Annotated in this window: 22 protein-coding genes; 13 read left to right on the forward strand and 9 right to left on the reverse strand. The window is 44.6% G+C overall.

The window, feature by feature from the left end; translation table 11 throughout:
* Window positions 1–113: 113 nt before the first annotated feature.
* Window positions 114–1,721, reverse strand: a complete 1,608-nt coding sequence (locus OH455_RS08660) for an NAD(P)/FAD-dependent oxidoreductase (protein WP_045974904.1) — start codon at window positions 1,719–1,721, stop codon at window positions 114–116.
* A 205-nt stretch (window positions 1,722–1,926) separates the two neighbouring features.
* Between OH455_RS08660 and fdxA the strand changes: the two genes are divergently transcribed.
* Window positions 1,927–2,250 carry a ferredoxin FdxA gene (gene fdxA / locus OH455_RS08665; RefSeq protein WP_045974905.1) on the forward strand — a complete coding sequence of 108 codons (324 nt, stop codon included), beginning with the start codon at window positions 1,927–1,929 and terminating at the stop codon, window positions 2,248–2,250.
* Between the two features lie 65 nt (window positions 2,251–2,315).
* Here fdxA and OH455_RS08670 read toward each other — a convergent pair whose 3' ends face one another.
* Both OH455_RS08670 and OH455_RS08675 read right to left on the reverse strand, forming a co-directional pair.
* On the reverse strand, window positions 2,316–3,053 hold the full coding sequence (locus tag OH455_RS08670; RefSeq protein WP_206369270.1) for an RNA methyltransferase: 738 nt from the start codon (window positions 3,051–3,053) through the stop codon (window positions 2,316–2,318).
* Between the two features lie 136 nt (window positions 3,054–3,189).
* On the reverse strand, window positions 3,190–4,368 hold the full coding sequence (locus tag OH455_RS08675) for an MFS transporter (protein WP_269981095.1): 1,179 nt from the start codon (window positions 4,366–4,368) through the stop codon (window positions 3,190–3,192).
* Between the two features lie 212 nt (window positions 4,369–4,580).
* Here OH455_RS08675 and OH455_RS08680 point away from each other — a divergent pair, with 212 nt between their 5' ends.
* Window positions 4,581–5,084 carry a GNAT family N-acetyltransferase gene (locus tag OH455_RS08680; protein ID WP_206369272.1) on the forward strand — a complete coding sequence of 168 codons (504 nt, stop codon included), beginning with the start codon at window positions 4,581–4,583 and terminating at the stop codon, window positions 5,082–5,084.
* A gap of 19 nt (window positions 5,085–5,103) precedes the next feature.
* Here the strand turns inward: OH455_RS08680 and OH455_RS08685 are convergent, their stop codons facing one another.
* Both OH455_RS08685 and OH455_RS08690 read right to left on the reverse strand, forming a co-directional pair.
* On the reverse strand, window positions 5,104–6,078 hold the full coding sequence (locus tag OH455_RS08685) for a phosphotransferase (RefSeq protein WP_269981096.1): 975 nt from the start codon (window positions 6,076–6,078) through the stop codon (window positions 5,104–5,106).
* Complete coding sequence (locus OH455_RS08690) at window positions 6,075–6,362, reverse strand: GNAT family N-acetyltransferase (RefSeq protein WP_045974910.1); 288 nt, start codon at window positions 6,360–6,362, stop codon at window positions 6,075–6,077. The genes OH455_RS08685 and OH455_RS08690 overlap by 4 nt, the downstream gene beginning before the upstream one ends.
* 172 nt (window positions 6,363–6,534) lie before the next feature.
* On the opposite strand from OH455_RS08690, the gene OH455_RS08695 reads away from it, so the two are divergent.
* Window positions 6,535–7,272, forward strand: a complete 738-nt coding sequence (locus OH455_RS08695; protein ID WP_269981097.1) for a flagellar brake protein — start codon at window positions 6,535–6,537, stop codon at window positions 7,270–7,272.
* Window positions 7,273–7,342: 70 nt separating this feature from the next.
* On the opposite strand, the gene OH455_RS08700 is transcribed toward OH455_RS08695, so the two are convergent.
* Window positions 7,343–8,773 carry a methyl-accepting chemotaxis protein gene (locus OH455_RS08700; RefSeq protein WP_269981098.1) on the reverse strand — a complete coding sequence of 477 codons (1,431 nt, stop codon included), beginning with the start codon at window positions 8,771–8,773 and terminating at the stop codon, window positions 7,343–7,345.
* Window positions 8,774–9,051: 278 nt separating this feature from the next.
* On the opposite strand from OH455_RS08700, the gene OH455_RS08705 reads away from it, so the two are divergent.
* Window positions 9,052–9,561 carry a GNAT family N-acetyltransferase gene (locus OH455_RS08705; protein ID WP_269981099.1) on the forward strand — a complete coding sequence of 170 codons (510 nt, stop codon included), beginning with the start codon at window positions 9,052–9,054 and terminating at the stop codon, window positions 9,559–9,561.
* On the opposite strand, the gene OH455_RS08710 is transcribed toward OH455_RS08705, so the two are convergent.
* Window positions 9,518–10,414: a DMT family transporter gene (locus OH455_RS08710; RefSeq protein ID WP_269981100.1), complete on the reverse strand. Its 897-nt coding sequence runs from the start codon at window positions 10,412–10,414 to the stop codon at window positions 9,518–9,520. The two genes, OH455_RS08705 and OH455_RS08710, sit on opposite strands and share 44 nt — an antisense overlap.
* A 294-nt stretch (window positions 10,415–10,708) precedes the next feature.
* Window positions 10,709–11,860 (reverse strand): tetratricopeptide repeat protein, encoded by a 1,152-nt coding sequence (locus OH455_RS08715; RefSeq protein ID WP_269981101.1) that lies wholly within the window; start codon window positions 11,858–11,860, stop codon window positions 10,709–10,711.
* Between the two features lie 349 nt (window positions 11,861–12,209).
* On the opposite strand from OH455_RS08715, the gene nagB reads away from it, so the two are divergent.
* The 5 genes from nagB (at window position 12,210) to OH455_RS08740 (ending at window position 17,958) form a co-directional block, all read left to right on the forward strand.
* Window positions 12,210–13,010 carry a glucosamine-6-phosphate deaminase gene (gene nagB, locus OH455_RS08720; RefSeq protein ID WP_269981102.1) on the forward strand — a complete coding sequence of 267 codons (801 nt, stop codon included), beginning with the start codon at window positions 12,210–12,212 and terminating at the stop codon, window positions 13,008–13,010.
* A 254-nt stretch (window positions 13,011–13,264) separates the two neighbouring features.
* On the forward strand, window positions 13,265–13,813 hold the full coding sequence (locus OH455_RS08725) for an ECF-type riboflavin transporter substrate-binding protein (protein WP_045974917.1): 549 nt from the start codon (window positions 13,265–13,267) through the stop codon (window positions 13,811–13,813).
* Window positions 13,814–13,819: 6 nt separating this feature from the next.
* Entirely contained in the window at window positions 13,820–15,511 is a 1,692-nt protein-coding gene (locus OH455_RS08730) for an ABC transporter ATP-binding protein (protein ID WP_269981103.1), read from the forward strand.
* Entirely contained in the window at window positions 15,508–16,347 is an 840-nt protein-coding gene (locus tag OH455_RS08735; protein WP_269981104.1) for an energy-coupling factor transporter transmembrane component T family protein, read from the forward strand. The genes OH455_RS08730 and OH455_RS08735 overlap by 4 nt, the downstream gene beginning before the upstream one ends.
* A gap of 132 nt (window positions 16,348–16,479) precedes the next feature.
* Complete coding sequence (locus OH455_RS08740) at window positions 16,480–17,958, forward strand: Lcl domain-containing protein (protein WP_269981105.1); 1,479 nt, start codon at window positions 16,480–16,482, stop codon at window positions 17,956–17,958.
* 36 nt (window positions 17,959–17,994) lie between these two features.
* On the opposite strand, the gene OH455_RS08745 is transcribed toward OH455_RS08740, so the two are convergent.
* Window positions 17,995–18,774 carry a PilZ domain-containing protein gene (locus tag OH455_RS08745; protein WP_269981106.1) on the reverse strand — a complete coding sequence of 260 codons (780 nt, stop codon included), beginning with the start codon at window positions 18,772–18,774 and terminating at the stop codon, window positions 17,995–17,997.
* 360 nt (window positions 18,775–19,134) lie between these two features.
* Between OH455_RS08745 and rsgA the strand changes: the two genes are divergently transcribed.
* The 4 genes from rsgA to OH455_RS08765 all read left to right on the forward strand — a co-directional run bounded on the left by rsgA (window position 19,135) and on the right by OH455_RS08765 (window position 23,484).
* Entirely contained in the window at window positions 19,135–20,190 is a 1,056-nt protein-coding gene (gene rsgA, locus OH455_RS08750) for a ribosome small subunit-dependent GTPase A (RefSeq protein ID WP_269981107.1), read from the forward strand.
* A gap of 208 nt (window positions 20,191–20,398) precedes the next feature.
* Window positions 20,399–21,616, forward strand: a complete 1,218-nt coding sequence (sstT, locus tag OH455_RS08755; protein WP_206369285.1) for a serine/threonine transporter SstT — start codon at window positions 20,399–20,401, stop codon at window positions 21,614–21,616.
* A 283-nt stretch (window positions 21,617–21,899) separates the two neighbouring features.
* Entirely contained in the window at window positions 21,900–22,382 is a 483-nt protein-coding gene (locus tag OH455_RS08760) for a molybdopterin-dependent oxidoreductase (protein WP_269981108.1), read from the forward strand.
* On the forward strand, window positions 22,366–23,484 hold the full coding sequence (locus tag OH455_RS08765) for a GGDEF domain-containing protein (protein WP_269981109.1): 1,119 nt from the start codon (window positions 22,366–22,368) through the stop codon (window positions 23,482–23,484). The genes OH455_RS08760 and OH455_RS08765 overlap by 17 nt, the downstream gene beginning before the upstream one ends.
* Window positions 23,485–23,495: the final 11 nt, after the last annotated feature.

The raw sequence follows: 23,495 nt of genomic DNA on the forward strand, positions 1-23,495 counted from the left end.
TTGAATTCAATGTGGGTGTTAGATGGAACATAGATTAGCTAAGGGATAGCGACAGGTTGGCTCCTCTGTTAGTACAGAAGAGCCGAAGAGTTTGCTTACGTGAATGACACCTTTTACAGATCAGACACCATCGCCTTGGACAAAGCTTCCGCAACCTTAATCCCATCAATACCAGCAGAAAGGATACCCCCTGCGTAACCAGCACCTTCACCCGCGGGGTAGAAACCTTTTAGGTTAATGCTCTGGAAATCTTTGCCGCGCTTGATACACACCGGTGACGAGGTACGAGTTTCAACCCCAGTGAGCAAACCATCCTCAGATGCAAAGCCTTTAATCTTCTTATCAAACGCTGGAATGGCTTCTCGAATCGCCTCGATTGCAAACTCCGGTAGCGCTTTAGAAATATCTGTCAGATGGATACCTGGCGTAAATGATGGTTGAACGTCACCCAGCTCACTTGGATCGCGACCTTTCAGGAAATCACCAATTTTCTGCGCTGGTGCATCATAGTTCTCACCACCTAGAACATAAGCACCTGACTCTAGCTCACGCTGGAAACGGATACCAGCAAGGGGATCACCAGGGTAATCACGCTCAGGATCAATACCTACCACGATGGCACTGTTTGCGTTGCGTTCCGAGCGCGAATACTGGCTCATACCATTAGTCACAACGCGACCCTCTTCTGACGTTGCGGCAACCACTGTGCCACCCGGGCACATACAGAAGCTGTAAACAGTGCGGCCATTCTTACAATGGTGAACTAACTTATAGTCCGCAGCACCTAAAATTGGGTTACCTGCGTTAGGGCCAAAACGTGCTTCATCAATCGTCGACTGCTTATGCTCAACTCGGAAGCCCACAGAAAACGGCTTAGCTTCCATATAAACACCACGGTCGTGCAGCATTTCAAAGGTGTCACGCGCACTGTGTCCAACAGCTAACACAACATAGCGAGATTGAATCTCTTCACCGTTCGATAACGTTAGACCTGTAATTTGGTCTCCATCCATGTGGATGTCATCAACACGGGTGCTAAAGCGAATTTCACCACCCAACTCGATGATTCTCGCACGCATTTTCTCAATCATGGTCACCAGTTTAAAGGTACCAATATGTGGTTTACTGACGTATAGAATTTCTTCTGGAGCGCCCGCTTCCACGAACTCAGTAATCACCTTTCTTCCGTAGAAGTTTGGATCTTTAACCTGACTGTAGAGTTTGCCGTCGGAAAACGTACCTGCGCCACCCTCACCGAACTGTACATTTGATTCTGTGTTTAGAGTACGTTTGCGCCAAAAACCAAATGTATCCTTGGTACGCTCACGAACTTCTTTACCTCGCTCGACCACAATCGGCTTAAAGCCACTTTGCGCTAGAATCAACGCAGCAAACAAGCCACAAGGGCCGAAGCCGATAACCACCGGACGTTCAGTAATGTTCTCTGGTGCCGTAGCAACAAACTTGTACTCCATGTCTGGCGTCTGTTTAACATGCGGATCATCAACAAATTTCGCTAACAGTTGCTCCTCGTTTTCAACGACAACGTCAAGCGTGTAAATCAACAGAATATTTGTCTTTTTACGAGCATCGTAACCACGTCGGAATAAATTGAAAGAGATCACTTGGTCTTCAGAAATACCGAGTTTTTGGGTAATGGCGGCAATCAGTGCCTCTTCCTCATGGTCGAGAGGGAGTTTAATTTCAGTTAAACGTATCATGTTGATGTCTCGTAATATCAGGTGTCTTAGCCAGAGTCGCTCAGCGACCAGCTCACAATGGCGCGCATTTTACGAGAATTTGAATTGTCTGTCATACTAAATCAGACCGCATCAGTAACAATAACTATGCTGGATATTGAATTTTCGCTTGGGATGAGTATTATCCCCATTCCTCAACTTTTGACTAACTTAAGAGCGGATCATCATGGCGTTCGTCGTAACCGATAACTGCATTCAATGTAAATATACTGACTGTGTCGCAGTATGCCCTGCAGATGCCTTCCACGAAGGGCCAAACTTCATGGTGATCAATCCTATTGAGTGTATTGACTGCGGCTTATGTGTTGATGAGTGTGACGCGAATGCTATTTTTCAGGAAGACGAAGTGCCTGAGGACCAAACGCTTTACGTTGAGTTAAATGCCGAACTCGCCGAACTATGGCCCGTGCAAACCGAAGTTAAGCCAGCAATGGATGAAGCTGAGAAGTGGAATGGTGTACCAGACAAGTTAGGTATGTTAGAGAAGTAAAGCACTCTACCTTCAGATATAAAAAAGCGCAGTAAATCACTGCGCTTTTTTGCATTCAAGACTTTTTATTCATCATGCTGGCGACGTAAGTTATCTAAAATGATCCCCGTAGCCATTGCCACGTTGAGTGACTCTGCACCACCAAAAGCGGGAATGGTTATCTTGTCTGTAACAAACTGAGCCGCTTGCTCACGTATACCATGAGATTCACTGCCCATCAGAAGAATGCCCTCAGAGTTAAACTTCGTTTTGTGGATGCTTTCACCTTCCAAAAAGGCACCATATACAGGAATGCTGGCCTGCTCTAAGTAACTTGGCAGATCCAGTTGGCTGACGGTGACACGGCCAAAACTGCCCATAGTGGCACTGATGGTTTTCGGGTTGTACGGGTCGGCGCAATCTTTACTCGCCACAATGTGTTTGATGCCATACCAGTCGGCAACGCGAATGATGGTGCCGAGATTACCGGGGTCTGACACGCCATCTAAAGCAATCATCAAACCTTGAGCTTGAGGTACCGTGATCGAAGGAATTTCTACCACCGCAATTGCTGCATTATTACTAACCAGTGTACTGGCTTTAGTGAGATCATCTAATGACGCTTCGATGCATTCAAAATCATCTAATTGATCTTGGTTCGCAGCCAAAAAATCGCCGGTAGCAAAAATCTGTTTCACTTGCAGCTCGCTGTTCACCAATTCAAGTACGTTCTTTTCACCTTGGACCAAAAACAGACCGTGCGCTTTGCGCTGTTTCTTTTGGCCTAAAGCACGTAGTAATTTGAGTTGGTTTTTCGAAATCATAATGTATCCAAGGTGAAAACGGGATGTCCCAGATAAAAGCGCGGCAATTATAGAGTAAAGCACCCCAGAGCTAAAGAGTCTCATCCCCATAATCCGGCATCATAAAAAAGCGAAGGCTAAACCTTCGCTTTTCTGTCTAGCTCCAGCGCAGTATTCGTACTTCATTGCCCTCTTCAGGCTTGGCAGGAATATTAAGCGACAAAATGAAGGAAACCACTGCCATTGCCGCACCAATGTAGAATACTGCTGACGGTGACACTAACCAGACGAGGCCAAACGATACCGGGATAAATACCGCTGCAATATGATTAATGGTGAATGACACACCCGCTGTCGAAGCCATGTCAGCAGGATCGGCAATTTTTTGTAGATAGGTTTTAATTGCTAACGCTAAAGCAAAGAATAAATGGTCAATAACGTACAAGGCTGCAGCCCACTCCGCACTTTGCACCAAGCCATAGCCAATAAAGACAACGATCAAACCTGTGTATTCAAACAACAGTGCTTTACGTTCACCCACTTTACCGATGAACTTGCCAATTCTTTTTGCAAACAAGAAGTTAAACAGGTAGTTAATCAGAAATAGCATGGTGATATCTGCCGCCGAGTAACCAAACTTTTCCACCATCAGGAAGCCTGCGAAAACAGTAAAGATTTGTCGGCGTGCACCACTCATAAACGTCAGCGCGTAGTACAACCAATAACGCTTACGCAGCACCAGCTTCTTATTCTGCTGGACTTGGGTTTGAAACTGAGGAAAGGCAAACGCCATCCAAATCACCAGTAGAAAACCAATGCCGCCAAACGTCAGATAGACCCACTGAAAATCCATGTTAAGCATCTCTAGACAGACCCAAAGCGCACCATAAGTGATTAGCGATGCCAAAGCGCCGACAGAAATAAACTTACCTAACATCTCTGGTGCTTCGTCTTTGGAAAGCCATTGTAGAGACAGCGACTGCTTGAGCGTTTCGAAGTAGTGGAAACCTGTCGACATCAACAAAGTCGTCAATAACAAGCCAAACAGTGAAGGGAAAAAGCCAGTAATAGCGGTACCCAGAGTGAGCGCCCCAAGCGCGAGTAGCATGAACCTCTGTTCGCGAATGAACATCAGAACAAATACGGCGGTGAACGCTAAGAAACCCGGAATTTCACGGACACTTTGAAGAAGACCAATATCAGCACCATCAAAGTTCGCTTTTTCAATAACAAAGTTGTTAAGCAGCGCCATCCAACTAGAAAAAGCGATGGGCACCACAATAGAAATGATGATCAAAAAATTCTGAGGCGTTTTCCAGCCAGCCGACGTGTTCATTTATTATTCCTTTTATGGGCTCTGAAACACCATAAGTCTTCGTCAACAAATAAACAAACTTATTTACAATTTATACGTCTTCGGCACCGCTCACGCTTCAAACGTTTCATAACTAAATTTAGGCCTATTAAAATAAGTTAAAACAATGCTTTATCTTTTTTTATTTGCTCGTTATGGTTGAGTCATGTTTAACCAGTCGAGAAGGTAATAATATGGAAATACTAATTCGCCCTACTCTAGTGAGCGATGCAGCCGCAATGTGTGAAATTTATTCACAACCCAAAGCGCTACGTGAAACTCTACAGCTCCCTCAACCATCAGTAACCATGTGGGCACAACGACTGGAAAACATACCGACAGGGATTTATAGCTTTGTTGCTGAAGTGGATGGGAAGGTGGTCGGAAACATAGGCTTCGAGCACTCCCAGCGCCCGCGAACCGCTCACTGTGGTACTTTTGGACTCGGTGTACATGATGACTATCATGGTATGGGTATCGCTAGTAGGTTGATTGAAACTGTGCTTGATTTAGCAGACAACTGGTTGCAAATAAAGCGCGTTCACCTAGAGGTCAATACGGATAACGAAGCAGCGATCGCGTGCTATAAGAAATTTGGCTTTGAAATCGAAGGTGAGGCAAAGAATGCAACGTTCAGAGAGGGCAAGTACCAAAGTACCTATTACATGGCGAGAATGAAGCATGAGTCATTCGGTTAAATCATGCAAAAGGCTTACCTCACGGGTAAGCCTTTAATAACTCAAGAGCACCATGTGTTAACGCTTCAGTATAAGCGTTTATTTTCCAATGATTCGGGCTCCAGCCTTTTAAGAAACGATGAAAATCCGCCCATGCAATCGCAAAAAGCGGCCGCCAGCTTTGCTCGACATCGTTGGCATCAATGTCAGGCTGTAATTTGTTGAGTGCCAGTTTAAGGTGGGAAAAATAGGTATCCAGAATCCAGCTTTCCATTTCATCGCACTGTTCCGGCTCAACCGCACTACTCATAAAGAGAGCGACGTCTTTCATCGCACAGCCTCGCCCTACATACTGAAAGTCTACTGCAGCAGCTTCACCAGCAGGCGTGAAACAAAAATTCGCCAGCTTGGCATCACCATGGATCAACGTCTGGTACGGAGCTTGGCGAAGGACTTGGTCCATGCGGGCCGCGGCTTGCTTTAATACGTGATCGTCCAACACTTCCAGTTCATCTGGCCTAGTATCCAAGTGCCAATAGCTGCCGACCTCCCACAAACCTGCTCCCCTTTCTCCGATATGCGATGCATGAAACCAAGCAAGCCACTTTAATACCGACTCCATCTGCATCGGCTGTGCACACTGATGCGTTTCGGTAAAACCCAATTGATGTAAATCTTCCATCACTAAAAGGAGTTCTGTGTCTTGCTGCTCAACAAGAATGGGCTTAGGTTGGGGACATTGACAATGGGCTGCTTGCGCAAAGTTCTGATACCAATGCAGCTCAACCTGATAGGATTTCAGTTTACGCTGATGGGAGAGAGCAGTATTCCAACCTCTAGGGTGATGGGAAGGTTGAGGCAACTGAATATGCTTTATCACAATGCTCGTTTGATCAAGATGTACTCTGACCAGCTCTCCATAACCGCCCCACAAAGGTTGTAAAACCTCTACTCGGTGCAATGTACCGAGCCCTAATCTTAGGCATAAACTCTGATAAATAGGGTGTTGTATCATGAGGGGTCAGCAAGCAGGTGAGACCACTCAGGGTGCCGTGACAAATAATGCACAACATAAGAGCATTCTGGCCTAATTGTCACTCCTTGACGCTCAATCTCAGGCAATATGGTTTCCATCATTACCTTGCCATAGCCTTTACCTTTAAGCTCTTCAGGTACCTTTGTAGAAGTGATGACATAGACATCATCTTGCACATTAAACCTCAAAATACCCTCATAATCCGCTTCTAAATGAACGCGAAAAAGAGAGCTAGCGCTATCAAATGTTAACTTATGTGACATATTGACCTCTAAAAGCGATACATGCATCGCAATTATTTGCTATGTTGATATTTAAAACCATAACGATATATAAGAAGTTTAACAGTTTGAGAAACAACACTCACTTCTTGATCTTGAAGAGAAAATAAAACCTGCAGTAAAAATAAGAATAGGCAGGATAAATGGAGGCTAGATGAATACTCAAGCAGTTGCCAACCAAGACAAATCTTCACCCGTTGCAGCAAAAGAAAGGAGTGTGTCAACCCTTACTAGCACTGATGCTCTGGCCATGCTTGAACATGGAGGTGAGCTTACCATGGGCATTACCACACCAGTTGGAACCACATTCCGGTGTAAATCTACCTTTATAGGTACTCACTCTGTAAACCTTGTTCTAGCCGAATTACCTAAAATTTCTGATGACGATTTGGACTTCTTTTTCCAATCGGGTTTTTGGACGGCAGTACGTGCTATCTCCCATCGTGGAGAAGGCGCTATTGTTCACTTTAGAAGCCAGATTGAGCATGTGTTCGCGGAACCTGTCCCCATGGTCGCATTAACCATCCCTCATACCATGCAGGTCACCCAGTTACGTAAAGAGCCCCGTTATGACGTAAATCTTGACGCTCGTGTTAATGCCTCAACGCATAAGCTCGACTGTCAGATCCGTGACCTATCGAAAAGTGGTTGCCGTTTTATCACAGCACCGCTAAGTCGCGCGTTTCAGGTTGGCGATGAGATTGCTTTAGAAATAAAACCTAGTATGGGGAAATCGAATCAATTCGAGCCTTTGTTCGGTAAGATATGTAATTTGCAAAGCTCTCTGCATTACGCTCGCTACGGTGTCCAATTTGATGAAGCTGGAACAACCAATGCTAAACATTTATTAGCAAACCTAAAATTCGATGGTTCGAAACTGACGCTGCGTTAGATCCTAATCAATACAAAAAAGGCTTGGGGATGAGTTCCATCGTCCAAGCCTTTTTTCTGTATAACGAACCTTAGGTACGATACTGCTTAAGAATGTCAGCGAGAGATAGCGACGCTTTAGTCAGATTTGCCACCCCTTGAGAAGACTGTTCTGCCACACTGCGTATGGTATTCGATTGAGTGCGGATATCACTCAGTTCAGACGCAATGTCATTGGCCACCGCACTCTGCTCTTCCGCTGAGGTAGAGATCTGAATACTCATGTCCATAATACCGCGTGCCGATTCGGAAATTGATTGAACATCATTGCCAATATCTTCAATCAAGTCACTACTTGTGCGAGCTTGCTCAACAGTCTGTTCGGTAATCGAGGCAATGTTTTGACTTTCAGCCTGCAACTTTTCAATCATTGACTGAATTTCAACGGTCGCCGCTTGAGTACGGCTAGCTAGGGTACGAACCTCATCGGCTACCACTGCAAATCCGCGGCCTTGCTCACCCGCTCGCGCCGCTTCAATCGCGGCATTGAGTGCCAATAGATTCGTTTGCTCTGAAATGGCATTGATCGTCGTGATCACCTCATTTATTTGCGTTGTGTTGTCATTCAAAGTGGCAACGGAACTCGAAGCCTGCTCAATGTAGCTCGACAGTTTGTCTATTTCGTTGATCGCAGACTGAACACGCTTGTGACTGCCATCAATATGCTGCGAGTCCTGCTCAGTTTGCCCCGTTGCTTGTTGTGAAATGTTGGACACCTCTTTCGCGGAAGCGGTCATCTGTTCCATCGCTGTTGCCACAGAATCTAAGGAGCCGTATTGGTTGCTGATCTGAGACTCACTCAACTTCATCTCCTGTTCGAATGAAGCCGAGGTTTCACTTAATGTGTTGGCATTTACCTTAACGTTGTTGACTAAGTCGGTTAACGTATCCATTGCTTTATCAAGGGCACAGCCAATAGTACCAAACTCATCTCGCCCCGGATGAAAACCCAAACGCGAAGTCAGATCACCTTCACCAATCTTTTGAGTCGTGGTGTAAAGCACCCACAACGCGCCGCCAATAAACGTCGCAACCCAGTAGCAAAATACCGCAAAAGGAATCACCCAAACAAAACTAAAGAAGAAACTGGATAGGGCTTGAGATCGTGCTTGCTGATCATGAGACTGGTTGTTTAAGGTCAGTTGGTAGACATTGCCATCCTTACCAATTTGCGACACAGTCACAATGCCGTTGTTGTAAACAGGCTTACTTACGCTTGACACCTTGCCAATATTGGCTTGGCCAGCTATTGACGCTTCTGTACCCGTACTCAGCATCCCATCAAGTTGACGACTCGCGGCATAAATCGCTGTTTTCTCAATTTGTTCGATTGTAGAGTAATAATTTCCACCAGCGATGCTGCCAACAGCAACAAGGAAAATCGCCAAAATTACCCACATCTTGTCATTGATAGACATTTTAATAAAAAGCTTATCTATCGTTCTGAATTCTACTTCTTTCATGCAACCCCTGCCTCTCCTAACCGAGAACTCCCTATGCGGAATATTAGTTATGTAAAAATATCGGCCTATAAGAGTTATTTATGAGACACGAATCAAGTAACAATGAAATGTGATACTAATGAAATGTCATTTATGGGATCTAAACCTTATTTATACAACACAAGGTTCTGCAATAACTCGTTACATCCGCAACATTTAAGCAACTGATTGATTAGCGATGATTGAGAAATTGCTACGAAAGATTTAGATTATTTCTACACCATCAACAAGGAAAAGTGATGAAGATAAAAGTCAACGAATTAGACCACCCTGATGTTACCCATTTACTCCAAGAACACTTGGCGGATATGAACGCGACCTCTCCACCAGAAAGTGTTCACGCTCTGGATACATCCGCCTTAAAAGCGCCTGACGTCACTTTTTGGACTGGCTGGAAAGCTGGGCAGCTCTTGGGTTGTATCGCCATTAAACAGCTTTCTGAGTCACATGCTGAGTTGAAATCAATGAGGACAACACCTAGCGTTCGAAACCAAGGCGTTGCCTCGGCTTTGCTTCAGTACGCCATTGAGCAAGCAAAACTAAGTGGCTATCAGCGGATTAGTCTAGAGACAGGATCGATGTCTTTCTTTAAACCAGCGAGAGAACTGTACAAGAAATTTGGCTTTGAATACTGCTTACCTTTTGCTGACTACCAGCCGGACCCAAACAGTCATTTTATGACTCTCGATCTGAACGAGTATGCCCCTAAATCTGCTCAGCAACTCGTGATTTCTTCAGCATCCGAGTAGGAGAGAACCCAGTGACTAACATAGTACCGGACAGCACAAGTATGGTTCCAGCAAAAGTATTAATGCCTATTGGCTCATCAAGGATCAAGGCTCCCCATATAATGCCAAACACTGGGATCAGAAATGTTACCGACAGTGCAGACGCGGCGCCCTCATCAGCAACTAACCGGAAGTAGAGCAAATAAGCCACGCCTGTACAGATGACACCGAGTGCACCCACAGCGAGCATTTCACGGGGGCTTGGTTCACCTTGCATCGGAACAAATGGAAGCAAAGGTAATATCCACAGAACAGCCGCCCACATGTTTCCATGCGCATTTTCAAATGAAGCCACTTTAGGGGCTGTCTTGGTATAGTTGGTCGCGATGCCATAGCTGCAAGCAGCCATAATACTAGCGCCAATGGGCAGTGCTGCACTCACACCGATGTTCACCGCGTCCCAACCAACAAGCACCACTACACCACTGACACCAACCAGCATACCAAAAATCGCTTTGCCGCTGAGAGTGGATTTATGCCAGAAAACTCCTATCAACGCCCCCCAAATCGCCGCTGTTGAGTTCAGAACGGACAAGGTCGAAGCATTGAGTGTTTGAGCCGCATAAGCAAACAATAAGAAAGGTAGTGCCGTATTAAACAAGCCGATGATCATAAAATGTGAGAAGTGATTTCGGAACGCTAATTTCTTGCGCAGATAAAGAGAGACTAAAAACAAGCTGATCGCGGCAAAACCCACTCTGAACTCAATCAAATACGCTGGCCCAAACGTATTGGCAGCCATCTTCATAAACAGAAAAGAGCTTCCCCAAATTGCAGCGAGACAGATTAGGCGCAGAAAACTAGCGGTAGACATGGTTTATCCCTCTTATTTTTTGCGCCTAATGTGAATCAATAGTTAAGCAGAATCAATCATTAAATGTGTTACATTTCCGAAAATGACCACTTTATCAATTCAAGCATTGCCTATGTGGGTTTCAGGATTGGCAACATGATTTGAAAGCCTGCTTGTGAGGTAAGCCTGAGCGTATTTGATTGGACTCATCACCTTACAACAAAAATAACGGCCTCACTCTCATCATTACAGGTCAGTGGGCAGAGAAGGTGACGCAATAAAAACAAAGCCCCTATTTTAATTGAGGGGCTCATCTTATGCTTTATCGATATTGGATTGAGAAAAGTCAAGTTTCTCTTTGATGTCGGGCTGAACTTCACTGACATCATCTGAGGAAGTAAGCGGCTCTTGTAATAAATCTAATTCGATCTCCTCTGTGACCTGATTGCCAAGTACCTCTTTCTCCTCAAGGGGGATGTTACGCTTATACAACTTGTTTAGAGCTTTGATCACAGAATGTTTACTGACTTTTTTATCCTTGATCTTCTTTAAGATCGGTTTAGATAAGGATTGCAAACCCACAACCGTATCAACACCAATATTCAATGCTACCTGATCACGTAGTACCCTAGCAGGTTCATGGCCGCAATGGCCGGCCAGAAACAGCCAGATATAAGCAATAGCATTACCGTTGGGCCTGTGGTTCATCCAGGCTTCCCCAGCATTATACATAGCATCGCTATGCCCTTTTTCCGCGGCGCGTTCTAGCCAGTAGCACCCTTTGGCATGATCAGCAGCGACACCAATACCGTGAATGTAGTTAAGCCCGAGTTTCATGCGCCCTTCATTGCTTCGAAGCGCAGCTGCCTTGTGATAATACTCGGTAGAAAGACGTGGTTTAGGGTCAGGGTTATGTGATGATGCATACCAGTCACCCAGAAATAGCAGGGCGTCGATATAATTCTGTTCAGCTGCCTGTTTTAATATCTGTATCGCTTTGCCAATATTTTCGTCCGTGCCGCGACCATAGAAGAACGCCATCGCCATTTCAAATTTATGAGGGACACTGCCCTCCATGGCAGAAATGCATATCTGCCAAAATTTAGCTTCTTCTTTAAGCACTAAGTCCTGGTTCATCTTGTTGCTGATACGTACGACACCGTACATGCCAGTAACACTGTCCAGCCGAGCCGCTTTGTCGTACCAATACAGTGCTTCTTTCAATCTTGAACGTTCAGCTTCTTTTGCCAAAAACAATATGGTCGGGATGTGGCCGCTTTCGGCCTTATGAATCCGATCTTCATGTTCTTGCTTGCGATTTTTTTCCATTGCTTTCCGGTAAGCGATCTCACGCTCTTTTCGCTCTTGCTCCAGCCTTTTCTTTCGCAACTGAAGTGCAAGCATCCAAATGAACATGCCAAGCAATAACAAACCGGTTGCCCCAATGGCGATACCTATAACATTCATCTATATCTTATTTTCACCTTCGACTGGCGTTTTGTCGTATGAAATTCTTGTCGGCCAGCCACAACAAAAGTTGAGAATTTATACCGTCTTTACCTAAGTGTACCTCACTCCAATGATTCGTTGATGAATAAAATACAAATCCTGCCACAGGAGTACACATTTACATGCTTAATTTTTAACTTAAATTTATATAACAGCACTTAGAAAATTGTAGGAAAAAATAGGCTCAACATTGACTAAAACGAAAAGAAAAGTGAAAAAAGATCAAAAACAATAGCTGTGCCAACAAACTTATTTTATAATGCAAATAATGTTTAAAGCATCATATTTCCAATACTAGGGGCAACCAATGAGACTAATCCCGTTAAACAAAGCCGCACAGGTCGGTAAATGGGCTGCGGCACATATAGCCAAACGCATTAACAACTTTCAGCCAAGCGCTGATCAGCCATTTGTACTCGGTTTACCTACTGGTGGTACGCCGCTCGCGACATATAAGGCGCTTATCGAACTTTACAAAGCTGGGGAAGTCAGTTTTAAACATGTTGTGACGTTTAACATGGATGAATACATTGGTATTCCAGCAGATCACCCTGAGTCGTATCGCTCTTTCATGTACGAGAATTTCTTCAACCATGTTGATTTACAAAAAGAAAATATCAACCTGCTTGATGGCAATGCAACAGATCATGAAGCCGAATGTCAACGCTACGAAGATAAAATCAAATCTTACGGCCGTATTAACTTATTTATGGGCGGCGTAGGTAACGATGGGCACATTGCATTTAACGAGCCTGCCTCTTCTTTATCTTCTCGCACTCGAATCAAAACGCTAACAGAAGATACGCGCATCGCAAACTCACGCTTTTTTGATGGTGATATCAATCAAGTGCCGAAGTATGCTCTAACTATTGGTGTAGGTACATTACTTGACGCTGAAGAAATCATGATCCTCGTTACAGGGCACAATAAAGCCTTAGCGCTAGAGGCCGCTGTAGAGGGCAGTGTTAATCATCTATGGACGGTTTCAGCCCTTCAACTGCACCCTAAATCTGTGATCGTATGCGACGAGCCTTCGACTCAAGAATTGAAAGTAAAGACAGTCAAATACTTCACTGAGCTTGAAGCAGAAAACATCAAAGGTTTCTGACCCCATTTCCTCGCTCTCAAGACATCCATCGAACCGATAGTAAATCCGATGCATAATGCGTCGGATTATTCGTTTTCCATGCCTCGCAATTATTTTTAGTTTACTCAATAAAAGGATTAGCCATCTAGACAGTTAGCTTTCCAAGCATCTCGCCAGCAGGTATAATTCGCGCCTTCTGCTCGCAAACGTACAAAACTCAACCACCACAATCGCTTGCGACTGTTGTTTAAAGATTTAGGGCAAAAGGGTTACTTATGAATCTCTCAGCTAAAACTGTCGTAGTGATTGCTATCGGCGCTGCACTATACGGTATTGGAGGCTTACCTATGTTTGGTATCCCAGTATTTGCAAACACCACACTAAAGCCCGCGATGGCAGTCCTGGCTCTATTTTCCGTTCTGTTCGGGCCTCTGGTTGGTTTCTTAGTTGGATTGATTGGCCATTGGGTTACAGACCTATTTGCTGGCTGGGGTGTATGGCTAACTTGGGTATTGGGCTCTGGCATTGTCGGTATGGTGATTGGCTTCTTCCCTCGCCTGACCCAAAATCGAATTTCAAAGGGCGAATTCAGCCTCAAAGATTTCTCTTTGTTCATCATTCTCGCGCTCATCGGTAACATTGCTGGTTACGGATGTTCCGCATTTCTCGATACAGTTCTCTACGCTGAACCTTTCACTAAAGTCTTTACCCAACTGACAATTATTGCTGCGGGTAACACTGTCCTGATTGCTGTGGTAGGCTATTTCATTCTTAAGTCTGTCGCTAAACGAAACAAACAAAGCCGTAATCTGACAGAGGCTTAATAGACAGTGACCATCGAATTTTCTGATTTCTCTTTTAAGTACGAGTCACTGGACAGACCGACGCTAAAACATATTAATCTAAGGATAGAGAAAGGAGAGAAAATCGTCATTATTGGCCCAAGTGGTAGTGGGAAATCTACACTAGGCCAATGTCTCAATGGCCTTATTCCCCATTCCATTTCTGGTGAGATTTCCGGCTCTTTTACCTTGCATGGTCAGGACGCTTCAAAATGGGAACTACACCAGTTTACCGAGCAGATAGGCACTGTTCTACAAGATACTGACAGCCAGTTTGTTGGCCTGAGTGTCGGTGAAGACATCGCCTTTGCTCTCGAGAACCAGTTGATGTCGAATATCGACATGTACCCAGTCGTTAAATCAACGGCTCGAATGGTCGAACTTGAAGATATGCTTACCCGTTCTCCTCATGATTTATCGGGTGGGCAGAAGCAGCGTGTTTCTCTAGCGGGCATTCTCGTCGATGACGTCGACACACTACTGTTCGATGAGCCTCTTGCAGCGTTGGACCCTAAGACAGGCCGTAAAACGATTGAGATCATAGACCTGCTCCATAAAGAGAGCGGCAAAACCACCATAATTATCGAACATAGGCTAGAAGACGTTCTCCATCGCCCTGTCGACCGAATCATCCTGATGGAGGAAGGCCGAATCGTCGCAGATATGACGCCAGATGCTCTACTCGCTTCATCACTTCTGGAAAAATACGGAATCCGCGAGCCTTTATATTTGTCTGCACTTAAAGCAGCTAACGTTGTTCTCAGTGATGAGGACAAGCCGTCCACATTAGGTGGAATTAATCTTGAGCAACATGCCAAGCAATTCTCTCATTGGCAATGCAATCCAGCAGTAGCATCAGCACAATCAACAGCACCTTTGCTTTCCATTGATAATTTGACTTATTCCTATGATGGTGAAAAGAACGCGCTTGATGGTGTAAGTTTCGATATTCATCAGGGCGAGTTTATGTCGATTCTTGGTAAAAACGGCTCAGGTAAGTCAACGATCACCAAGCTAATCATGGGTGTCATCGAACCTGATGCTGGCAGTATAGAAATGCGTGGCCAAGATTTATCAACACTGTCCATATTTGAGCGAAGCCAGAAAATTGGCGTAGTCATGCAGAACCCAAATCACATGATTTCACACCATATGATTTTTGATGAAATCGCATTCGGGCTTCACAACCAAGGTTTGAATGAAAACGAGATTGAGCAAAAAGTACTTCATGTGCTTGAACTGTGCGGGCTGAGCAAATATCGCCACTGGCCGATTTCGGCTCTGAGCTATGGGCAGAAAAAGCGAGTCACAATAGCTTCTATCCTAGTTCTTGAACCGGAGTTGCTCATTCTTGATGAGCCGACGGCTGGCCAAGATTATCGCAACTACACATCAATGCTCGATTTTATCCAGACACTTAACAAGAAACTAGGTATCACCGTTGTGATAATTTCTCACGACATGCACTTAGTCTTAGAGCATACTCAGCGCTCGATTGTAATAGCGGATAGCCGTTTGATTGCAGATGCTCCAATGACCGATGTATTTTCTCAACCTGACTTGCTCAACCAAGCTAACCTGACGACAACCAGTTTGTACGATATGGCGGAGAGGCTTGACGTTGCAGACAAGAACCAGTTTATGCAGTACTTCATCAAACTGGAGAAGCAAGTCGCATGAATACCACAAAAATGAAGTTTGGTATCAACTATATCGATACTCAGTCGCCACTACATCGGTTAAACGGTATTACCAAGTTCATCCTGTTCATCGCTTGGATCACAGTGGTGCTAACGACATTTGATCTGCGTCTGATTAGTTCATTGATTTTTACTGGTTTATGGCTGCTGAAAAGTACCAGAGTCCCTTTTGGTACGTATAAGCCACTGTTAATTGGTACAGGCAGTGTGCTGTTACTCAATGCACTGTTTATGTTTCTGCTTGCCCCTCAACAAGGTAGCCAATTGCTCGGGAGCTATACTGTGCTTCTGACTTTTCCTGGCAACTACGCGCTAACGCAAGAGACTCTATTTTACTTAGTCACCGTCACACTTAAGTATTTCAGCATGTTCCCGATTGCGCTGGCATTTGTCTTCTCGACCCACCCAACGGAATTTGCTGCTAGCCTAAACCGTATCGGTGTACCTTATAAGATAGCGTATGCCGTGAGTCTGACGTTGCGCTACCTCCCCGAAGTCAAGAAAGATTTCATCAATATTATGCACGCCCAACAAGCACGAGGGTTGGATATCTCCAAAACAGCACCGTTGTTTAGCCGAATGAAAAACGTCGCCAATATCCTTGGGCCACTGATCTTTTCCAGCTTAGAACGAGCAGATGAAATCTCTAACGCTATGACACTGCGCGGATTTGGCCGACACAAACACCGCAATTGGTATAGCCAGAAACCTCTGTCCCGTGCAGATAGATACTGTCTCATTGGCATCTTCATTATTGTAACTCTAGCCATAGCCAAAAGAGCACTAGAGCCTCAATTGTTCTGGTACCCATTCTAAATTTCCCTCTAAACCGGGCACTCGCCCGGTTTTTATCATCGACTCTCTTTACGTTCTTTTACTCGCTCACTACTCTCCTTTACACATCTGACGATAAAATTCATCATGTAAATCATTGAGCAAGGATACGTCATGAAGATAAATTACATGGTCATCACCCTGATGGCCTATAGCATCTCTTGGACTAGTTCAGCCAACCTGACCTACCCCATTGTTGATACAGGCCAAACAGAATGTTTTGACATCAAACAAGCGTCTTCGACCTGCCCCACTTCTTCTGCCGACACTTTCGGTCAGGACGCACAATACGTTGGTAACCATCCCACATACCAAGCCAACATCGACGGCACCGTCACGGATAAGATGACTGGGCTAATTTGGTCATCAACCACTGATATCAACAACGATGGTAAGATCAACGCCAACGATAAGCTCAGTTATCAAGAAGCGATTGAGTATGTAGACAAGTTACGTCTTGCTGGTTACGACGATTGGCGTTTACCTAGTATCAAGGAACTATACTCTTTGATTTTATTCGATGGCCAAGATCCCAGCGGTTTCAGACAATCAGGGACTGTTCATCTTATACCCTTCATTGATCACCAATACTTTGCAATGAACTCAGGTGATACTGAGTCAGGTGAGCGCTTAATCGACAGCCAGTTTGTATCTAGTACCAAGTACGTTTCCACCACGATGCGAGGTGATGAGACGGTGTTTGGTGTCAATTTTATTGATGGCCGAATTAAAGGCTATGGGATTGAAAACCCACGTGGTGGCCAAAAGACCTTCTACGTTTTGGCGGTACGTGGCAATAAAATGTATGGACAAAATCAATTCTCTGACAATACAAACGGAACGATAGAAGACACAGCAACTGGACTGTTATGGCAACAAAGTGATAGTAGAAAAAATATCAAATTCCCTGAAGCTTTGAGTTACTGTCAAAACTTATCACTCGCAGGTCGAAGTGATTGGCGCTTGCCGAACATCAAAGAGCTGCAGTCCATTGTCGATTATTCTCGTTCTCCCAATACATCCAATTCTGGAGCAATAGACCCGATTTTCGAAGCCACTATGATTAGCAATGAGGCAGGACAAGCAGACTACGCCAACTATTGGAGCAGTACTACTCACCAAAATTTGCGTAATGGTGCCAACGCTGCCTATATCGCATTTGGCCGTTCAATGGGATACATGAATAATCAGTGGATAGATGTTCATGGTGCGGGTTCTCAACGAAGCGATCCTAAGTCTGGCAGCACCAACATGTATCCAACAGGTCATGGCCCCCAAGGTGATGCAGTGCGTGTAGAGAACATGGTTAGGTGTGTATCAGGAGGTAACGTTGAGTTTGTACAAAGCCCTATCCAGAGTCAGCGTAGTGCTAAGGCCTTCATTAACAAAGAACAAAGTACAAGCTCAATGAAGGCGAAACACATGAATACAATGCCAATTACCACAGGGCGTTTACCCCCTAGGATGGACCGCAATGGTGATGGCAAACTTTCTCGAAATGAGGTTAAGGGTAAACTCGCCCAAGATTTCAGTCGATTAGATAGCAATAATGATGGCTATCTCACTCCAGACGAGATTCCGCCTAAACGATAGTAAAGCTGGGCTTCTGTTGTACAGAAGCCCATTCAGTCATAATGTGAATTTTTGACTCAGCTGACAGAAGTTTAGTCCCTCAATTAGGCTAGCAACGGGGTCGAGGCTACTTTTCTCAAACTGAACACCAAGTTTACAGTAACGGCTAGTTATTTTTACATTCCTAACTGTTGCTTCAAGCACTTGCGGCTCTACCACTTTATCGCTTTCCGTTTCCTGTATGCTTAACGAGATAAGATCACCAACTTTGTGGTTGGCTAGGTTGCGATCCACTACGATCAAGCAGCCATTGCTCGATATATCGCGAATCTGACATTTAACATGATGGGATTGTGGCGCCAGTATTCCCTCCAACGCCAACTCCAATCGAGCACTCTCTCTCAACCCCGCTGCAACTTGAGTCGCGGCAGGCAAAGTGATGAGAAACAAACTGTTTCCCCCAGCCTCAATCACGTACTCCAGCTTACTCTTGAAGTAAATTCTAGCGCCTTCACCTGCCTCAGCAATGACACACGCTTTTATTGCATAGCCTCGCTGAAAAAAAACAGCCACTTCTTTAGGAGAAACTTTTGGCATCTCTAGCAGCATAAGATTGTTGGAGTGAAGACCAATATACTTGGTTTTGCCTTTGAGATTTTTACCTGTAGGAGTCGTGATCAGGAATGCAACTTCACTCAAAGGCTTGACGTCACTGAAGGCGTCTTCACCATATTTGATGTTATCAGAGGGTAACTTGGGGGCTTCTTTCGTCTGGGTAGCATCAGCGGAAGATAGTTCGATCACTTCAGCTTTCTCGCTTTGCGTCGCTTGTGTCATTATTCTATCACATCCATATAAACCAACTCACATATACAGTTTATAAGCAATCACTCAATATCGGCAACAAAAGTTCGCACAGGCATGATACCCATTTATATTACGCTTAAAAAAGAGTCGATTAGAAGAACAATCACGATTATACTAATCAGTGGTTTACTAAGCTGACCAAAAAATCGAACAGATAACATTAGGAGGATACGATGATTGTAGCAAGAACCCACCCGGCAGAATTAGTGAAGAATAAATAGCCTCAGGTTACACTCTTCCCTTCTCTTTGCCCGGTGTAATCATACCGGGGTCTAATGACCCTAGCTGACAATTTTTTGCAGAGACCTTTCTGCATGTCTGGGGTACAAAATGTATAACAATCCCAAACAGCCGTTGAACTTAGCTCAACTCGGCTGGAATAACTCGTTTCAACAACAACTGACACTTGAAGAACTTGAACACAGCTGCATTGCACGCGTAGTAGAGCACCATAGAAGTGGATACAAGCTGCTCAGCGAAGGTGGTGAAATGACTTTAGCCATACATAAATCACTGCCTATGATGACTGTCGGTGACTGGCTTTTGTTAGATAAACAAGGTGGCTTCGAGCGTTTATTAGACCGCCAATCTTTGTTTGCTCGTAAAGCTGCTGGCAGCAAAGTCGCCGAGCAGCTGATTGCTGCAAACGTGTCCACTTTGTTTATCGTTTGTGCACTCAACGATGACTTCAATCTAAGCCGTATTGAGCGCTATCTGGCCACTTCAAACGAAGCCGAGGTCGAGCCTGTCATCGTGTTAACAAAAGCTGATCTTGTCACTGATGCAGAAGAGAAGCGCCAACAAGTGCAGCAACTCGATCCTTTGCTTATGGTAGAAATGCTCAATGCTTTAGATGGAGAGCAGTATACATCGCTAAGCAGTTGGTGTAAGTCAGGATCCACTGTCGCTTTCATGGGCTCTTCTGGTGTCGGAAAGTCAACGTTAGTCAATGGCTTACTCGGCGAGCCTGTTCAATTAACAGGAGGCATTCGAGAAAGTGATAGTAAAGGACGACACACCACCACTGGCCGTTCAATGCACTTCCTTCCAAGTGGCGGTGTCTTAATTGATACACCTGGAATGAGAGAGTTGCAATTGTTTGACTGTGCTGACGGTGTCTCTGAAACTTTCGCAGATATCGAAACGTTGGCAGCGCAATGTCGATTTTCTGATTGCTGCCACCATAGCGAACCTGGGTGCGCTGTCACTGGTGCGATTGAAACAGGTCAACTAGACCATCGCCGACTGAAAAACTATCAAAAGTTACTGCGGGAGCAAGAAAGGAATGGAGCCACCATCTCTGAACGCCGAACCTCCCATAAGCAGCAAACCAAAATGTATCGGAACGTTCAAGCGGCCCGACGTAACCGCAAACAGAGTTTGTAAAATTAAAAAGGGGCTCTCAGCCCCTTTTTTAGTACAATTCACACAACATTGATAACATCATATTCACAAATTAACATTTTCAATAAATTTTCATGCTGAAAATCAATTAATTCTAGACACATTATTTCAACACGCTAGTATTGTCGACCTCAGTTCCAATAACTGAAATTACTAAAATTTTATAAAATAATTCATTGCAGGGATAACTATGCAACACAACTCTATCTTTGCCCGCTTTGCACGTGGAAACCTGGTATTACAGATCCTAGCCGGTATCGTTCTCGGTGTAGGTTTAGCGACTGTGTCACCAGAACATGCGCAAAGTGTTGGTTTACTTGGAAGCTTATTTGTCGGAGCACTAAAAGCTGTCGCCCCCATTCTTGTTTTTATTCTGGTTGCAGCATCCATTGCCAATCAGAAAAAAAACCAACACACTTATATGCGCCCAATCGTGGTTCTGTATCTTTTCGGTACTTTTACTGCAGCATTGACCGCAGTCGCACTTAGCTTCATCTTCCCAACGACACTTACACTGGTTTCTGGTGCAGAAGGAGCAACACCACCTCAAGGTATCGCAGAAGTCATGAACACGCTGTTGTTCAAGATCGTTGATAACCCTGTAAGTGCACTAATGAACGCCAACTACATTGGTATTCTGGCATGGGCCGTTGGCCTTGGTCTCGCTCTTCATCATGCTTCAGGTACAACCAAAGCCGTGTTTGAAGATCTCAGCCATGGTGTTTCTCAGATCGTTCGTTTCATTATTCGCCTAGCACCATTTGGTATCTTTGGCTTGGTATCTTCAACACTGGCAACAACAGGTTTCGACGCACTGGCAGGTTATGCTCAACTCCTAGTTGTTCTGCTTAGCTCGATGCTGATCATTGCTCTAGTCGTGAACCCGATCATTGTTCTAGTCAAAACTGGCGAAAACCCTTATCCACTCGTATTTCAATGTATACGTGAAAGTGGTGTAACCGCCTTCTTTACTCGTTCAAGTGCAGCAAACATCCCAGTGAATATGGCACTTTGTGAGAAGCTTAAACTTGATGAAGATACGTACTCAGTATCAATCCCACTGGGGGCAACCATCAATATGGCGGGGGCAGCGATAACTATCACGACACTGACTCTTGCAGCAGTACATACTATGGGTATCGAAATCGACATCATGACAGCCCTACTTCTAAGTATCGTTGCAGCCGTCTCTGCATGCGGCGCTTCTGGTGTTGCTGGTGGCTCATTGCTACTTATCCCATTAGCTTGTGGCCTGTTTGGCATTCCAAATGAAATTGCAATGCAGGTTGTCGCGGTTGGCTTCATTATCGGTGTGGTTCAAGATTCAGCAGAAACGGCTCTCAACAGCTCGACTGATGTGGTGTTTACGGCCGCTGTATGTAAAGCGAAGCAAAAGCAAAAAGCTTAAGCCTCCAGCCTGAACACCCAATAGTATCTCAAGCCCAGCGACATGCTGGGCTTTTTGTTTGTCACCAACCTTATACACAACACTAACACCACCCCATTGTCTTTCAGGAAGATCTCTCTCTCCCCTACTTCCACCTAACCTTATTCAGGTTGAATGTCTCAGTGTCAGAGACTTAATCCCATTTTATCGACTCATCGAGTAAATTAATTTCCATGGCTAATATCTGAACATATAATTAATAATATAATACTTACTAGTTAACTGTTGTATCGAAGGAAGGTCTATGAGAGGTGTTATTGTCGCCTTTGTGCTTCTGTTTAGCACGCCCTTGTTCAGTGCTGAGTTAGTCGTTGGCATCGATAACCATCAACCTAAAACTTTGGTTTATGCTCAATTGGTTTCCCAATATCCCCCAACCTCCTTCACAACCCAACTTCCATGGCAACCAGAAGCCCATGAGTTTACTGGGGTGAGGGTCTCTGACATGCTTGAACAACTCGGCATTCAAGACACAACCTCAGTTTCATTTATCGCTCTCAATGACTATTCGGCGAGTGTAACGATAGAAAACATTGTGAGGTACGAGCCCATAATCGCGTACAAAATGAATGGTAAGAAAATGAGAGTGCGAAATAAAGGTCCATATTGGTTGGTCTTTAACTTAGACAAGTTCCCTGAGATTGACAACACAACTTTTCATTCTCAAATGGTATGGCAAATTGGCAAAATAATGATTCACAGAAGTCCTGATGAGAAATCCAACTAGCGTTCGTAGTTTTAACCAGATCCTATCCAGAGCTAAAGTGTTGCTTATCTTTCTCTCTGCGATACTGATCGTCGCGAACTTATACTTTCTATCAGCCACGCGTGACTTGGCTCATTCATATAGCGAACAGCAAAACAATGCGACCTGGTTTCTCTTTCAACTGACAAAAGAGTTTTCTGAACTCAGAACCATCACTGCTCTAGCTGAAAAAGACGACCAACTTTTAGACCGCACAATACTGAAATATGAGTTGACTTGGAGTCGCTTCGAGCTGCTGATAAATAGCCGCGAAGCAGATACCTATATTGCGCTTCCTGGTGCTAAGAGCTTCTTTAGAACCTTGTTTGAGCAATTTAAGAGTTTGGAGGGCAAGGTAGAACAATTGCCCGACAACAGAAAGCTCGCACTCAGCCTCGCGGAGGACTTCGAATACCAGTACATGTCGATGATCAACTATGTGAATACAAATTTTCGTATTAAGAGCCCGCTATACCAATCTCAAATGAAACAAGCTCAAGCAATTACACACGCGCAGTTTGTGCTGATGATGTTACTGTTTGCCTGTGTCGGTGTCGTCAGCTATATCATCCACAAAGAAGCGTTGTTCCATAAACAAGTCTCGCTGACAGACTCTCTAACAGGCATTCCAAACCGTTTAGCCTTTATGCGTCAACTCACCGATTACATTGAACAGACCTCTCACTTCTCATTGATTTTGCTCGACCTAAATGGTTTCAAAAAAATCAATGATTCACATGGCCATCAAGCGGGTGACCTAGCGCTGAGGATAGTATCGGCGCGTTTAGTCGCATTGATGAGTCGTCACAACCTGTCTGTATTTCGGATCGGTGGTGATGAATTCGCCGTTCTTACCAACTCAGATGATGAAGCAATCATTCAACAACTGTCAGATTCGATTAATCGCTGTTTTGATGAAAGTATCACCATTCAAGAGCAAACGGTGTATCTTTCCACCAGCTTAGGCAGTGCAGCATACCCTCAAGATTCAACCAGCCTTAACCAATTGATTTCCATCGCTGATCAGAATATGTACCAAAAGAAGTTCTCCACCAAAAGCCGAGATAAAAAGTTTACAGCTTAAGAAAACGCTAG

Origin of the sequence: Vibrio sp. T11.5, assembly GCF_027587155.1 — a bacterium.
GTDB classification, from domain to species: Bacteria; Pseudomonadota; Gammaproteobacteria; order Enterobacterales; family Vibrionaceae; genus Vibrio; species Vibrio neptunius.

Bases quoted from the DNA above. Each gene is read 5' to 3' on its own strand.
- OH455_RS08700 (WP_269981098.1), bottom strand. From the start codon at position 8,773: ATGAAAGAAGTAGAATTCAGAACGATAGATAAGCTTTTTATTAAAATG.
- OH455_RS08670 (WP_206369270.1), bottom strand. From the start codon at position 3,053: ATGATTTCGAAAAACCAACTCAAATTACTACGTGCTTTAGGCCAAAAG.
- OH455_RS08690 (WP_045974910.1), bottom strand. From the start codon at position 6,362: ATGTCACATAAGTTAACATTTGATAGCGCTAGCTCTCTTTTTCGCGTT.
- OH455_RS08740 (WP_269981105.1), top strand. From the start codon at position 16,480: ATGAAGATAAATTACATGGTCATCACCCTGATGGCCTATAGCATCTCT.
- OH455_RS08725 (WP_045974917.1), top strand. From the start codon at position 13,265: ATGAATCTCTCAGCTAAAACTGTCGTAGTGATTGCTATCGGCGCTGCA.
- OH455_RS08745 (WP_269981106.1), bottom strand. From the start codon at position 18,774: ATGACACAAGCGACGCAAAGCGAGAAAGCTGAAGTGATCGAACTATCT.
- OH455_RS08760 (WP_269981108.1), top strand. From the start codon at position 21,900: ATGAGAGGTGTTATTGTCGCCTTTGTGCTTCTGTTTAGCACGCCCTTG.
- OH455_RS08680 (WP_206369272.1), top strand. From the start codon at position 4,581: ATGGAAATACTAATTCGCCCTACTCTAGTGAGCGATGCAGCCGCAATG.
- OH455_RS08695 (WP_269981097.1), top strand. From the start codon at position 6,535: ATGAATACTCAAGCAGTTGCCAACCAAGACAAATCTTCACCCGTTGCA.
- OH455_RS08660 (WP_045974904.1), bottom strand. From the start codon at position 1,721: ATGATACGTTTAACTGAAATTAAACTCCCTCTCGACCATGAGGAAGAG.
- OH455_RS08675 (WP_269981095.1), bottom strand. From the start codon at position 4,368: ATGAACACGTCGGCTGGCTGGAAAACGCCTCAGAATTTTTTGATCATC.
- OH455_RS08705 (WP_269981099.1), top strand. From the start codon at position 9,052: ATGAAGATAAAAGTCAACGAATTAGACCACCCTGATGTTACCCATTTA.
- rsgA (WP_269981107.1), top strand. From the start codon at position 19,135: ATGTATAACAATCCCAAACAGCCGTTGAACTTAGCTCAACTCGGCTGG.
- nagB (WP_269981102.1), top strand. From the start codon at position 12,210: ATGAGACTAATCCCGTTAAACAAAGCCGCACAGGTCGGTAAATGGGCT.
- OH455_RS08735 (WP_269981104.1), top strand. From the start codon at position 15,508: ATGAATACCACAAAAATGAAGTTTGGTATCAACTATATCGATACTCAG.
- OH455_RS08685 (WP_269981096.1), bottom strand. From the start codon at position 6,078: ATGATACAACACCCTATTTATCAGAGTTTATGCCTAAGATTAGGGCTC.
- OH455_RS08710 (WP_269981100.1), bottom strand. From the start codon at position 10,414: ATGTCTACCGCTAGTTTTCTGCGCCTAATCTGTCTCGCTGCAATTTGG.
- sstT (WP_206369285.1), top strand. From the start codon at position 20,399: ATGCAACACAACTCTATCTTTGCCCGCTTTGCACGTGGAAACCTGGTA.
- OH455_RS08765 (WP_269981109.1), top strand. From the start codon at position 22,366: ATGAGAAATCCAACTAGCGTTCGTAGTTTTAACCAGATCCTATCCAGA.
- fdxA (WP_045974905.1), top strand. From the start codon at position 1,927: ATGGCGTTCGTCGTAACCGATAACTGCATTCAATGTAAATATACTGAC.
- OH455_RS08715 (WP_269981101.1), bottom strand. From the start codon at position 11,860: ATGAATGTTATAGGTATCGCCATTGGGGCAACCGGTTTGTTATTGCTT.